This window comes from Rhizobium sp. WYJ-E13, from assembly GCF_018987265.1.
Lineage (GTDB): Bacteria > Pseudomonadota > Alphaproteobacteria > Rhizobiales > Rhizobiaceae > Rhizobium.
In genome coordinates, this window is the sequence record NZ_CP076853.1 from 1,738,164 (window position 1) to 1,750,446 (window position 12,283).

13 protein-coding genes are annotated in these 12,283 nt (G+C 60.1%); 3 read left to right on the plus strand and 10 right to left on the minus strand.

Going from position 1 to position 12,283, the window contains the following annotated elements; genetic code table 11:
- The first annotated feature begins 4 nt into the window (after positions 1-4).
- On the plus strand, positions 5-688 hold the full coding sequence (locus tag KQ933_RS08720) for a glutathione S-transferase family protein (protein WP_216758397.1): 684 nt from the start codon (positions 5-7) through the stop codon (positions 686-688).
- Positions 689-703: 15 nt separating this feature from the next.
- On the opposite strand, the gene maiA is transcribed toward KQ933_RS08720, so the two are convergent.
- The 7 genes from maiA to KQ933_RS08755 all read right to left on the minus strand — a co-directional run bounded on the left by maiA (position 704) and on the right by KQ933_RS08755 (position 6,527).
- Positions 704-1,354 (minus strand): maleylacetoacetate isomerase, encoded by a 651-nt coding sequence (gene maiA, locus KQ933_RS08725; protein ID WP_216758398.1) that lies wholly within the window; start codon positions 1,352-1,354, stop codon positions 704-706.
- Positions 1,355-1,509: 155 nt separating this feature from the next.
- Entirely contained in the window at positions 1,510-1,794 is a 285-nt protein-coding gene (locus tag KQ933_RS08730) for a YciI family protein (RefSeq protein ID WP_216758399.1), read from the minus strand.
- A 34-nt stretch (positions 1,795-1,828) separates the two neighbouring features.
- Complete coding sequence (locus KQ933_RS08735) at positions 1,829-2,413, minus strand: TetR/AcrR family transcriptional regulator (protein ID WP_216758400.1); 585 nt, start codon at positions 2,411-2,413, stop codon at positions 1,829-1,831.
- Positions 2,414-2,509: 96 nt separating this feature from the next.
- Positions 2,510-3,331 (minus strand): ABC transporter ATP-binding protein, encoded by an 822-nt coding sequence (locus tag KQ933_RS08740; RefSeq protein WP_216758401.1) that lies wholly within the window; start codon positions 3,329-3,331, stop codon positions 2,510-2,512.
- Positions 3,332-3,399: 68 nt separating this feature from the next.
- The gene (ssuC, locus tag KQ933_RS08745) at positions 3,400-4,266 is read right to left on the minus strand and encodes an aliphatic sulfonate ABC transporter permease SsuC (RefSeq protein ID WP_216758402.1); all 867 of its coding nucleotides are present in this window, start codon (positions 4,264-4,266) and stop codon (positions 3,400-3,402) included.
- A gap of 40 nt (positions 4,267-4,306) precedes the next feature.
- Positions 4,307-5,482 (minus strand): FMNH2-dependent alkanesulfonate monooxygenase, encoded by a 1,176-nt coding sequence (gene ssuD / locus KQ933_RS08750; protein WP_216758403.1) that lies wholly within the window; start codon positions 5,480-5,482, stop codon positions 4,307-4,309.
- A 79-nt stretch (positions 5,483-5,561) separates the two neighbouring features.
- Positions 5,562-6,527, minus strand: a complete 966-nt coding sequence (locus KQ933_RS08755; RefSeq protein WP_216758404.1) for an aliphatic sulfonate ABC transporter substrate-binding protein — start codon at positions 6,525-6,527, stop codon at positions 5,562-5,564.
- A 265-nt stretch (positions 6,528-6,792) separates the two neighbouring features.
- Here KQ933_RS08755 and KQ933_RS08760 point away from each other — a divergent pair, with 265 nt between their 5' ends.
- Positions 6,793-7,662 carry an NAD(P)-dependent oxidoreductase gene (locus KQ933_RS08760; protein ID WP_216758405.1) on the plus strand — a complete coding sequence of 290 codons (870 nt, stop codon included), beginning with the start codon at positions 6,793-6,795 and terminating at the stop codon, positions 7,660-7,662.
- 13 nt (positions 7,663-7,675) lie between these two features.
- Positions 7,676-8,356, plus strand: coding sequence for a DNA alkylation repair protein (locus KQ933_RS08765; protein WP_216758406.1), 681 nt, complete (start codon positions 7,676-7,678; stop codon positions 8,354-8,356).
- A gap of 105 nt (positions 8,357-8,461) precedes the next feature.
- Here KQ933_RS08765 and KQ933_RS08770 read toward each other — a convergent pair whose 3' ends face one another.
- From KQ933_RS08770 to KQ933_RS08780, 3 genes are all read right to left on the minus strand, one after another.
- Positions 8,462-9,394: a LysR substrate-binding domain-containing protein gene (locus tag KQ933_RS08770; protein ID WP_216758407.1), complete on the minus strand. Its 933-nt coding sequence runs from the start codon at positions 9,392-9,394 to the stop codon at positions 8,462-8,464.
- Between the two features lie 446 nt (positions 9,395-9,840).
- A complete protein-coding gene (locus KQ933_RS08775; RefSeq protein WP_216758408.1) occupies positions 9,841-10,866 on the minus strand; it encodes a porin in 1,026 nt (341 codons plus the stop codon).
- Positions 10,867-11,736: 870 nt separating this feature from the next.
- A complete protein-coding gene (locus KQ933_RS08780) occupies positions 11,737-12,225 on the minus strand; it encodes an Lrp/AsnC family transcriptional regulator (protein ID WP_007816294.1) in 489 nt (162 codons plus the stop codon).
- Positions 12,226-12,283: the final 58 nt, after the last annotated feature.

The window sequence follows — 12,283 nt, forward strand, 5'->3', positions numbered from 1 at the left end:
ACGCATGGCGCTCGTTCTCTACCAGCATCCGCTTGCCTCCTTCTGCCACAAGGTGCTGATCGCGCTCTACGAGTACGGGACGCCCTTCGAAAACCGCTTCGTCGATCTCGCCGACGAACAGTCGAGCGCCGATCTCCTGCGCTTCTGGCCAGTCGGCAAGATCCCCATCCTGCGGGATGAGACGCGCGACAGCACGATTCCCGAAACCAGTGTTATCATTGAATATCTGGACCGGCATTATCCCGGCCCTGTGTCCCTCGTGCCAGAGGAAACCAATGCCGGCCTGCAGGTGCGCCTCTGGGACCGCTTCTTCGATCTCTATGTGCAGGTGCCGATGCAGAAGATCGTCATCGACCGGATACGCCCGGAAGGCTCGGCCGATCCACACGGCGTCAATGAAGCGCGCGGCATGCTGCAGCTTGCCTATGACATGGTGGAAAAGCAGATCGACGGCAAAGCCTGGATCACCGGCGACGCCTTCACCATGGCCGACTGCGCCGCCGCACCCGCCCTCTTCTATGCGCGCACGCTCGTGCCCTTCACGGAGAAACGACCGGGGCTCGAAGCCTATTACCGCCGCCTGCTGGAGCGCCCCTCCTTCGCCCGCGCGCTGAAAGAGGCGCTACCCTATTTCAAGTTCTATCCCTATAAGGAAAACCTGCCGGACGAGTTTCGGCTGCAGGAATAGCAGGCGCCTGCCGTTCTAGTGAGGGTTCGAATAGCCGGCCTGCTGGGACGGATGGGCGTCCGCAAATTCCGGCATGTCGAAGCAGCGCTTTCCGAGAGTCGCCACGGCTGGAAAGGCAGAGAGGTCAATCTTGTTGAACTCTGCCAAGACGATCTGGCCGGCGATGCAGATATCGGCAATGCCAGGGGTCTCGCCCAGCGCGAAGGGTGTGGGCGGGCGCCGGGTGAGCAGGCGCTCGTAGGTCGCAAGTCCTTCCGTCGTCCAATGCCGGCACCATGCCTCGATCGCGGATGCATCGGCGCCGAATGCCTGGCCGAGATGTTTGCGCACACGCGGCACGATCAGTGGATGGGCATCGGCGACGGCAACCAGCGCCAGCGACCGGGCATAGGCTTTCTCTCTTGCTTCAACAGGCATCAGCCTTGGCTCGGGATGGATATCATCAAGATATTCCATGATCGCCAGCGACTGGAAGACCCGGTGACCGTCCTGAACCAGCGTCGGCACGACACGCTCGGCATTTACTTCCGCATAGGCAGCATCGAACTGATGCCCGGAGAGGATGTCGATCTCGATTTCCTCGAAAGGCAATTTTTTCAAGGCAAGCGCGACGCGGACGCGAAACGCCGCGTTGGAGCGCCAGAAGCCGTAGAGTTGAATGGTCATGGGAGTGATCCGCTTTCCATTGAATGCCAAGTCTCGCGACAACGCGAACCTACCCTGTCTAGCAGATGATCTGCCCTCGCGTCTCACTTCGCGCCATTGCAGCGACGCAATGTCACCTTGCAGGCTTTCCAGTGCGCGACGAAATCTCCCGCGCGCTAAGCCTTCAGAAAGGACAGCCGCTCATCGACGCGGCCTGGCGAAATCTCCAGGATGTCGGCGCTGACGACGCCTTCGGCAACGAACGGATCGTCCTTCACCCGTATCTCCAGATCCTCACGCGCAATACCGTGAGCGAGAATGGCGCCACCGGCATTGGGCTGAAGACTGCCGATCAACTGGAAAACGCCATCATCGAAACCGCGCTTGATCCAGGCATTGTGCCCTTCCATATGCTGCGGCGCCTTGCTCTTGTCGGCAAATTTCAGTGTGACGATAAACATTCGATATCCCTCAGTTCACTTGATGATGAAAAGATCAGGCGGCACGTGCGCCACCGGCAATTTCCGCGTCCAGCCAGGCGCTCATGTCTTCCACCTCACGGCGGATAAAACCTTCATCGCGGAAGGCTGCGGCAAGTGAAGCAACACCCTGGCTTCGCATCAGCACATGCATGGAAAGCGCATCGGCATCCGCTCCCCTGCCAAGCGCTGCAAACTGGCGCCTCAGCCAATCGCGAAACAGCGTGAAAAGCTCGGCGGCATCGGCCTTGGCCACATGATCGAGCTTCGCAAGCTCATTGCAAAGCGTGCCCACGGGGCAGCCATAGGCCATGATCTTGGTGCGGTTCACGATGAGGATATTGAAGAAGCTGCGGATGCGGTCGACAGGCTCATCGTCTTCGGCTTCCCACGCGTCAAGCATGGCCCGCGTATTCGCCATCCTGAGCGCAATCACCGCATCAAGAATCTCGTCCTTGGTTTTGAAATGATAGTAGAAATTGCCCCGCGACAGGCCAACGGCACCGGCAATATGCGCAAATGAGGTCGCCTCGAATCCGCGCTCGTAAAAGAGCTGATTAGCAGCCTGCACGATCTGCCTGCGTGTACCCTCAGCGCTCATCAGTCATCCCCACCTCTAGGGCAATTGTCCTAAATCATCTCTAGGGCAATTGACCTACGGAAATCAAGTGATTTTTGAGGAGGAACAGACGGTGGCCTAATGCCCGCCATCGCTGCCGAGGATAGCCGACAGCAGCCGTCCCTCGAGTTCGGCGAGCGCCGGATCGCCATGGCGGCGCGGGTGCGGATAGGGAATGGCGAGATCGAGCGCAATGCGGCCCTCTTCCAGCACGATCACCCGGTCGGCAAGATGCACGGCCTCGCTGACATCATGGGTGACGAGCACGGTGGTGCAGCCGAGTTCGCGCCAGACGCGGTTCAGCAATTGCTGCATGCTGATGCGCGTCAGAGCATCCAGCGCACCGAGCGGCTCGTCGAGCGCCAGAATGCCGGGCTTGCTGACGAGCGCGCGGGCAAGCGCCACGCGCTGGCGCTGGCCGCCGGAAAGGCGCGTCGGCCATTCACCCGCTTTTTCGGCAAGCTGCACTTCGTCAAGAACGGCTTTCGCTTCCTCGCGCGCGCGCTTCTTCTCGATCCCCTCGCCGAGACCGACGACGACATTGTCGATGACGCTGAGCCAGGGCAGAAGCCGCGGCTCCTGGAAAACGATGCGGGCATTCGGCTGTATCTCGACGCCGTCGGCACCCTCGAAGCGCAGTTCGCCTGATGTCGGTTCGTCGAGGCCCATCAGGATGCGCAGCAGCGTGCTCTTGCCGCAGCCGCTCTTGCCGATGACGGCGACGAACTGGCCGGCCGGAATATGCAGGTTGATGCCGCGCAGCACCCTGTTGGCACCAAAGCTCTTTTCGAGGCCGGAAAGCGTGATCGCCGCAGCACCGGCACCCGCCGCAACGGCCGGGCTCTCATCGAAATCCACTGCTTCCGAAGGATGGAAACGCTCATGCGTGATGACGGCCATGGCTTGTCTCTCTCTATTTTCGCGCAATTCCGAACGCAGAACCGCTGCACGCCTTTGCTTGAATTGCCCTATTTCGCATAAGCCGGGTTCCACTTGAGCGTCTGACGCTCCAGGGCGCGGGCGACGACATCGGCGAGCTTGCCGAGCACGGCATAGATGACGAGCGCCAGCACCACGACATCGGTCATCATGAATTCGCGGGCATTGTTGGCCATATGGCCGATGCCCGAGGAAGCGGCAATCGATTCCGAGACGATCAGCGTCAGCCACATGATGCCGAGCGCATAACGTAACCCGACGAAGATCGACGGCAGCGCGCCGGGGAAGATCACCTTGCGAAACAGCGTCCAGCCGCTCATGCCGTAGACCTTGCCCATCTCGATCAGGTCCCGGTCGACATTGCGCACGCCATGATAAGTGTTGAGATAGACGGGGAAGAGCACGCCGAGCGAGGTGAGAAACAGCTTCGATTCCTCGCCGATCCCGAACCAGAGGATGACGAGCGGGATCATCGCCAGATGCGGAATGGTGCGCAGCATCTGCAGCACCGTATCCGTCAACTGTTCCGAAAGCTTTGAGACGCCATTGGCGATGCCGAGCAGGAAGCCGATCGAGCCGCCGACGAGAAGGCCGGCAAAGGCGCGCCCGGCACTGACGAGAACATCTTCAGGCAATTGCCCCGAGATCGTCGTCGTCCAGAATGCGCTGGCGACATCGGCGGGCGACGGCATGATGCGCGAGGAAATCCAGCCGACTGAACAGCCGAGCTGCCATAGCGCGACGATCGCGAGCGGCACCAGATAGGGCAGCAGCCTGTCGCGGCCGGGCAGCGGCAGGCGGAAACCTGTCCTTGCCCCAGCTGATCTGGCCCCACCTGCCCTGGTCTTGCCGGCTTCAGCGCCAGCCCGCGCAAACGGCGTATCGAAAGTCGACATGGATGATATCCTCGCGCTTCGGTTCAAAAATCCGGCTCGATCAGGAGCCGGAAACGACCTTCAGGTTGCCGCCATGGCTACCGCCGGCGAAAACCTTCTTGCGGCCGAACTCGTTGTTGAAGCCGAGCCGCTGTTCGTCCCTCTCGATGCCGAGTTCCGGGAAGAGCAGTTCGGCGACGCGATAGGCTTCTTCGAGATGCGGATAGCCCGAGCCGATGACCGTGTCGATCCCGACCTCCTGATAGTCCCTCAGGCGTGCGGCAACAGTCTTCGGCGAGCCGACGAGCGCAGTGCCGGCACCGGCGCGCACCAGGCCGATTCCGGCCCAGAGGTTCGGAGAGACTTCGAGCTTGTCGCGGCGGCCGCCGTGGAGCGCTGCCATACGCTTCTGGCCGACCGAGTCCGATTCCTTGACGAAGCGCTCCTGCGCCTCGGCGATCGTCTGGTCGTCAAGATGGCGGATCAGGCGGTCAGCGGCCTCCCATGCTTCCTCGTCCGTCTCGCGGACAATGAAGTGCAGGCGGATACCGAAAGAGACCTCGCGACCCTTGCCGGCTGCTGCTGCGCGCACCTTCTGCACCTTCTCGGCAACCTGCGCCGGCGGTTCGCCCCAGGTCAGGTACTTATCGACGCGGCCGACGGCGAAATCGATACCGGCATCCGAGGAGCCGCCGAAATAGAGCGGCGGGCGCGGCGTCTGCACCGACGGAAAGCCGAGCCGGGCTTCGGTCGCCTTGATATACTTGCCGTCATAGCTCGCCACACCCTTTTCCAGCAGTTCCTCGAAGACATGGAAGAACTCGTCGGCATGAGCATAACGCTCGTCATGCTGCAGATGGATGCCGTCGCCGGCAAGCTCGCCCGGGCTGCCGCCGACCACGATGTTGAGCAGCAGGCGGCCGTTGGAGATGCGGTCGAGCGTGGTGGCAAGGCGCGCATAATAGGCCGGCGATGCCGTGCCCGGACGGATCGCCACAAGGAACTGCAGCCTCTCGGTCCTAGCGGCCAGCGCCGATGCCATCACGAAGGATTCCTCGCAGGCGACACCGGTCGGCAAGAGCACGCCGGAGTAGCCGAGCCGGTCGACCGCCTGGGCGATCTGCGTCAGATAGCCGATTTCAGGGGCGCGGTTGAGTTCGGTGGAGCCGAGATAGGTTCCATCACCGGATGTCGGGATGAACCAGAGGAAATTGATCGGATCGGATGAAGCGGTCATGAGCGCGTTCCTTGTTATTGATATCTGAAATCAGCGGCATCTGATGTCAGCCGATATCGTGACATAGGCTATAGAAGGGTCAGCTTGCCTTCGGACGCCAGACGATATCGCCGGTCGTGAGCTTCTTGGGCACGATGCCGAGATTGTAAAACTCGTCGGCAAGCGCCTGCTGATAGGCGGCCGCCGCTTCGGTCACGGTCGTCACGCTGCCGAGATCGGCGCCAGGGCGCTGCAGCGCCACCCGCGTGATGTCGGCCGGCACGCCTGTGATCTCCGAGAGCTCCTTGACCGTGACATCGAGATTGTCCTGCGCCGAGCGGCCGACTTTGGCGAGCTCGTCGAGCACGTTGACGATGACCGTGCCGTTCTCGTCGGTGAAATCCTTGTTGGCGAGGAAGAAGCTGTAGGAATCGACGATGCCTTCCGCCGTCGTCAGGATGCGTGTATCCGGATCGGCCTCTGCGATGGCGAGATAGGGATCCCAGATCGACCAGGCATCGATGCTGCCATTCTTGAAGGCAGCCGCGGCATCCGGCGGCGCAAGATCGACCTGCTGCACATCCTCGGGTTTCAGCCCCACCTTACGCAAGACCTTGACCGTTACGTTATGGGCGCTGGAGCCGCGCTTGAAGGCGACTTTCTTGCCCTTCAGATCCTCCAGCGTCTTGATCGGCGAATCCTTGCGCACGAGAATGGCGGAGCCCGCCGGACTGCCCCGGTAGATGCCGACATAATAGAGCGCGCCACCCGCCGCCTGCGCAAAGAGCGGTGGCACGTCGCCCGTCGCGCCGAAATCGAGCGCACCGGCGCCGAGCGCTTCGAGCAACGGCGGGCCTGATGTGAATTCCGACCAGCTTACCGTAATCCCCTGATCGGCAAGCCGCTTCTCCAGCGCCCCACGGCGCTTGGCAAGCGCCAGCACGCCATTCTTCTGCCAGCCGATGCGGAACTCCGTTGCCGCAGCATGCGCCAGCCGAACGGACGGCAGAATGGCGGTGGCGCCTGCTGCCGCAAAAAGCCCCAGCGTTTGTCGACGTGTGATCATCTCTATCCCCTTTTCTGGCGAATCCGCGCTCCTGCTGCGCTGGCCTGCCTGTTTCGATGGCGTGATGATGATTTAGTCTATAAATTAGATCGACAACTAAAATTGTCATATTCGCGATATCTGAGACTTTCCCGACCCCGTTTTGTCAGGCTCGGAGAAATTTTGTTCTAAGAGAGGTCGCTTCTCCTTGGTCGGTGGCTTTCCGTCATCAGCCGTTTCCGCTAATCCTCGGAGCCTGTTTGCAAGCGGTCATGGAGAACAGCATATGGCGAAAGTCGCTTTCATCGGTCTCGGCGTCATGGGTTTCCCGATGGCCGGCCACCTGAAGATTAAGGGCGGCCACGACGTCACCGTCTATAACCGCACGGCCGAGAAGGCCGCCGCTTGGGCCGAAAAATTCTCCGGCAAGTCCGCCCCTACCCCGGCTGAAGCCGCCGCCAGCTGCGATTTCGTCTTCGTCTGCGTCGGCAATGACGACGATCTGCGTTCGGTAACGACGGGCGAAAACGGCGTGCTGAAGACGATGAAGCCCGGCTCCGTGCTGATCGACAACACCACGGCAAGCGCCGAAGTCGCTCGCGAACTCTATGAAGCTTCCAAGGCAAAGGGTGTCGATTTCATCGACGCTCCCGTCTCCGGCGGCCAGGCGGGCGCTGAAAACGGCGTGCTGACCGTCATGTGCGGCGGCGATGAAGCCGTGTTTGAAAAGGCAAGACCCGTCATCGACGCCTATGCCCGCATGGTCGGCCTCATGGGGCCGGCAGGGTCCGGTCAGCTTACCAAGATGATGAACCAGATCTGCATTGCCGGCATCGTCCAGGGTCTCGCCGAAGCCGTACATTTCGGCAAGCGCGCCGGCCTCGACATCGAAAAGGTGGTCGACGTCATCTCCAAGGGCGCGGCTGGCTCCTGGCAGATGGAAAACCGCCACAAGACCATGAACCAGGGTAAATATGATTTCGGCTTCGCCGTCGATTGGATGCGCAAGGATCTCGGCATCGTGCTGGCGGAAGCCCGCAGCAACGGCGCCAGGCTGCCGCTGACGGCCCTCGTCGACCAGTTCTACGGCGATGTCCAGGCGCTTGGCGGCAACAGGTGGGATACGTCCTCGTTGCTGGCCCGCCTCGAAAAATGACTGGCTCTCCAGAATGATTGCCCCTTCTTCGAGCGCAGCGGATCTGATCGCGCATCTGCAGACGCTGCGCTCCGAGAACAATATCGCCGGCATGGCGCGTTTCGGCATCGTCACCGACACCGCCATCGGCATTTCCAATCCCGATCTGCAGAGGATTGCCCGGTCGGCAAAGAAGGATCACGTCAGGGCGAAAGAGCTCTGGGCAAGTGGCATCCGGGAAGCGCGCATGCTGGCGCTCTATACCTTCGAGCCGAAGAGGCTGACGGCCACCGAGGCCCGCACCCTCGCCGCCGACTTCAATTCCTGGGAAATCGTCGATTGCGCCGCCGACCTCTTCATCGAGGCGAACCTTGACGCACTCATCCCGAACTTTGCCGCCGATATCAGAGAATTCGTCAGGCGAACCGCCTTCGCCATGATCGCCGGTGCCGCCGTGCGCCGGAAGACGGACTCGGACCAAAGCCTGCTTGCCTACCTGCCGCTGATCGAAGCCCACGCGACAGACCCGCGCAACTTCGTCCGCAAGGCGGTCAACTGGGCACTCCGCAATATCGGCAAGCGCAATCGTGCCTGCCACGCTCCGGCGCTGGCCCTTGCCGAACGCCTTGCAGCAAGTACAGACAAGACGGCCCGCTGGATCGGCAAGGATGCTGTCAGGGAATTGACGGGAGAAAAGCTGCTCGCCCGGCTCTAAAGCACGTCGCGACCTCCAAGATTCGCTCGCCGTGCTTTAGATCTTTGTTTGTACGCGTGTCGTTATCGCAAAACCGCGCACACTTTTGCGCGCCACGCTTTAAACCTACTGCGCTGCGATCGCCGCATTTGTCGTAACGATCTGATGCAGCTTGGATTTCTCGACCAGAAAATCGATCAGCGCCCGCACCGCCGGCGGCATGCCCTTGGTCGTCGTGAAGACGAGATAGAACTGGCTCTCCACAGTCTGCCACTCCGGCAGCACGCGGACCAACCGGCCGGACTGGATATCCGCCGCGCAGGCATGTTCGAGAATGAGCCCATAGCCCACACCCGCGCGTGCGGCATCGAGGATCGCCGTCATGCTGCGGCAGGTGAGCCGCGGCTGGTGGCGCACGACCTTCTTCTCCCCATCAGGACCGACCAGTTCCCAGGTATGGAAGGACATCCAGGTGGTCATGGCGAGTGTCGGCGCATTGCCGAGATCGTCGACGCAGCCGAGTTCGCCCATGCGCTCGACAAGCGAGGGACTGGCGACAAGGATGCGCCGCGCCCGGTCGAGCTTGCGCATCGTCAGGCTCGTCTGCGTTTCCGGCTCGTTGGCTGCCCGCACTTCGACATCTATACGCTCGTTGATGAGGTCGGTACGCCGGTCGGAGCCGATGATCTGCAGCTTGATCTTGGGATAACGCTCCAGAAATTCGGGCAGAACAGCGCCGAGCGAAATATCGACGAGACCAAGCGGGCAACCCATGCGCACGATCCCCTGAGGATCGGACTGGGCTTCCGTCACGATCGATTTGGCGCGATCGGCTTCCCTCAGGATCGTCTGGCACTGCTCGTAGAAGGCTTGGCCGATCTCCGTCACCCGGAAGTGACGCGTGGATCGTTCAATCAGCCTTGTGCCAAGGCTATCCTCCAGCCGGCCGACGCGCCTGCTGAGTTTGGAACGGGGTATCTTTAGGGTTCTACTTGCGGCGGCAAACCCACCACTAGAGACGACGGCTGCAAAATAGAAGTAATCATTAAGATCGTCCATAATCGAAACCTACCCAAGAGTAGCAATGAATGCCAGCCCGTCCGAAAGGGCTTATATCGTGCCATCTGTCACGTTACAGTCACATTATCGGCACTGAATCCGGGAAAATGAAACCGATCCAAGGTGCGCTTTTCAGGATGATGACTGCACAACGACGGCGTACGTATCGCGCCATGAAATTGAGCGCGGGTGATCGGAGGAAACGAATACGCCGATAGCTTTTAAATGTGCTCGATATCAGGAAAATTCCTGAGAAAAACCTGCTGGACATAATAAGACCGGTGAGCGTGACGGCGCTCCTGGCTTCTCAGCGGTTTTCAACTGCAAAGGACTGGCCCAGCAGGGAAAACCGGACCAGTCCCTCGTTACTGATCGGAGGTCATTCTGATCAGAAACTCATGGGTTGGGAGACCCCCGGCGCAAGGCCGGGGGTACCGTCGCTCAGATTAGAACGAGCGCTGCAGACGGAAGTAACCGGTCGTGACGTCGTCGCCATCTTCCGGATCCAGATACTGAACCGAAGCCTTGGCGTAGAAGTTGTCAACGATCTGGTAGTCAACCGTCAGACCGACCTTCCAGGCATCGCCGAGACCGTCGAAGTCGTCCGGAACATCAGAGCCGCTACCGAAGTAGTTGCCGTAGTACTGTACGCCGGGGGTGACCTTCAGCTTGTCGGTCGCCTTGATGGCGTACTCGGCAGCAACTGCCCATTCAGCGATCGAGTAGTAGGAGTTCGGGCCGCTGGAGTAGACAGCAGCAAGGCCGAGCGTGCCCGGACCGATTTCAGCCGTACCCATGGCGCGGATAGCACCGTCTTCGTTGTCGAAGTCGTAGCCGCCGGTGACCTGGTAGCTGAAGGCGCCAGCCGTGCCGCCGATGCCGAAGGCAACGCCGACGTTGTTCGGCTCTTCGCCAGCCTTGAAGACGCCGTCTTCCAGTTCGTCGACGCTGAGGCCAGCGTAGAAGGAACCGGTTTCGTACTGATAACGGATCGAGTTATGCAGCGTTACGTTGGAGCCGATGTCGTCCGTTTCGCCGGAGAGACCATCGTCCCACCAGGAGTAGAAGAGACCAGCGCGGAAGCCCGCGACGTCGAGGTAAGCGGAGTCGAGGATCGTGTCCTGGTCCGTCGCGTTGTCAGCGTTGGCCTGGAGAACGATGACGCCGGTGAGCGGACCGTATTCGGTGTCGCTCTTGGCCGTGAACTGAACCTGACCGCGGGTTACAGCATCCCAGCTAGAGTCGTTGGTGTCGCTGGTGGGCCCAACGTTAACCTGGAAACGGATGTAGCCTTCGATCTTCAGGCAGGTTTCCGTGCCCGGGATGTAGAAGTAGCCGGTGCCGTAAGCGTCGCAGACGCGAACGTACTCAACCGGCTCCGGCTCGGCAGCAACGATTGCGTCTGCTGCGAGTACCGGGGTCGATGCAGCAAATGCTGCTGCCGACGCAAGCAATACCATCTTGATGTTCATTGTAGAATTCCACTCCTTTGTCGATCGGGACTTTCACTCTGTCTCCGAAGATCCAAAGCCGACCCGTTTGAACAGCCTCACGGCGTGCGGATCGATCGAACCGCCGAACGTTCATCCCACAGACATCTAACTGTAGCAATTCGTGAACCGTACCAACCCACAGCCGGAGCATTCTTTCTGCGCCAGGCGTGGTTTTTATACAACAATTTCAGAGAGATGGATGGTTAACGCACGAATGCCGCCGCGATAACCGATGGTTCTCGCAAGCGGCCGAACTAATCCTCCCAAAGCACCGCAAAAATGGAGCAAAGCTCGAACAATTTCGCGAAGCAACCGAGCTATAGCGCCGGCTAAGGACTATATAAAGATCGGAGATTGGGACATGGTGTCCTGAAATCGAACCTAATGGTGCAGATAGCGACCATCAATCGATTTGGGGCCTACTTTGTGTTGTATAAACAACCGCAAACACGCGTTATGGTGTCGCTTAAACGTTTCGCCAAGGGCGCAAAAAAATCGTGTACAGCGCGATATTGCGATGCACCGACATTATAAAAGTGTCCCAGATACCCCCCGGACCACCTCTTGAACCAGCGCCCGTGCCTCCCAACACCAAGGCCAGTTCATGACACGCGTGGAATTCGCATAGTTCTATGACAGGAAGATTACAATTTGGAAAGGTTTCGCGCCGCCGTCAAGTTGCTTGTGCTTCACGAGCACTCTTCGGACTCACGGATGAATTCCTGAGTCTCCCTGCGCAGCTTGCCTGCGCAGATTGTCTACCGTGAGATTCGGCTCCCTCGCCGGAGCGGCGCGATTCGCTCGCGCCTGCCCGAAATCACGTGCGCTGTATCAAGGTGCCTGCCCTGTTCAGTCCTCGTTGGACTTGGCGTTTTCAAGAAGCATGTAGTCGAGCGGCAGCTGCGTCGAATACTTGATCTGCTCCATCGCGAAAGCAGACGATACATCGCGAATCTCGATCTTGGCGATCATCCGCTTGTAGAAAGCGTCATAGGCGGCGATATCGGGCACGACGACGCGCAGCAGATAGTCCACATCGCCGCTCATGCGGTAGAATTCGACCACTTCGGGGAATTCCGCCACGACCTCGGAGAAGCGGCGCAGCCACTCGATCGAATGGGTCGCGGTGCGGATCGACACGAAGACCGTGACCTTGGTGTTGACCTTTTCCGGATCGAGGATCGCCACGCGGCGCTTGATGACGCCGTCTTCCTCCATCTTCTGGATACGCCGCCAGCATGGCGTCGTCGAAAGCCCGACCTTCTTGGCGAGGTCGGCAACGGCGAGCGTCGAATCTTCCTGGAGCAGGCGCAGTATCTTCCGGTCGAGGCGGTCCATGCGAAACGAAGTCCCTTTCGAATTTATTTTCTTTGTATAGCGCGATTCCGGCCGACGA

Bases quoted from the DNA above. Each gene is read 5' to 3' on its own strand.
- KQ933_RS08760 (WP_216758405.1), top strand. From the start codon at position 6,793: ATGGCGAAAGTCGCTTTCATCGGTCTCGGCGTCATGGGTTTCCCGATG.
- KQ933_RS08720 (WP_216758397.1), top strand. From the start codon at position 5: ATGGCGCTCGTTCTCTACCAGCATCCGCTTGCCTCCTTCTGCCACAAG.
- ssuC (WP_216758402.1), bottom strand. From the start codon at position 4,266: ATGTCGACTTTCGATACGCCGTTTGCGCGGGCTGGCGCTGAAGCCGGC.
- KQ933_RS08780 (WP_007816294.1), bottom strand. From the start codon at position 12,225: ATGGACCGCCTCGACCGGAAGATACTGCGCCTGCTCCAGGAAGATTCG.
- KQ933_RS08740 (WP_216758401.1), bottom strand. From the start codon at position 3,331: ATGGCCGTCATCACGCATGAGCGTTTCCATCCTTCGGAAGCAGTGGAT.
- KQ933_RS08730 (WP_216758399.1), bottom strand. From the start codon at position 1,794: ATGTTTATCGTCACACTGAAATTTGCCGACAAGAGCAAGGCGCCGCAG.
- KQ933_RS08775 (WP_216758408.1), bottom strand. From the start codon at position 10,866: ATGAACATCAAGATGGTATTGCTTGCGTCGGCAGCAGCATTTGCTGCA.
- maiA (WP_216758398.1), bottom strand. From the start codon at position 1,354: ATGACCATTCAACTCTACGGCTTCTGGCGCTCCAACGCGGCGTTTCGC.
- KQ933_RS08770 (WP_216758407.1), bottom strand. From the start codon at position 9,394: ATGGACGATCTTAATGATTACTTCTATTTTGCAGCCGTCGTCTCTAGT.
- KQ933_RS08735 (WP_216758400.1), bottom strand. From the start codon at position 2,413: ATGAGCGCTGAGGGTACACGCAGGCAGATCGTGCAGGCTGCTAATCAG.
- KQ933_RS08755 (WP_216758404.1), bottom strand. From the start codon at position 6,527: ATGATCACACGTCGACAAACGCTGGGGCTTTTTGCGGCAGCAGGCGCC.
- KQ933_RS08765 (WP_216758406.1), top strand. From the start codon at position 7,676: ATGATTGCCCCTTCTTCGAGCGCAGCGGATCTGATCGCGCATCTGCAG.
- ssuD (WP_216758403.1), bottom strand. From the start codon at position 5,482: ATGACCGCTTCATCCGATCCGATCAATTTCCTCTGGTTCATCCCGACA.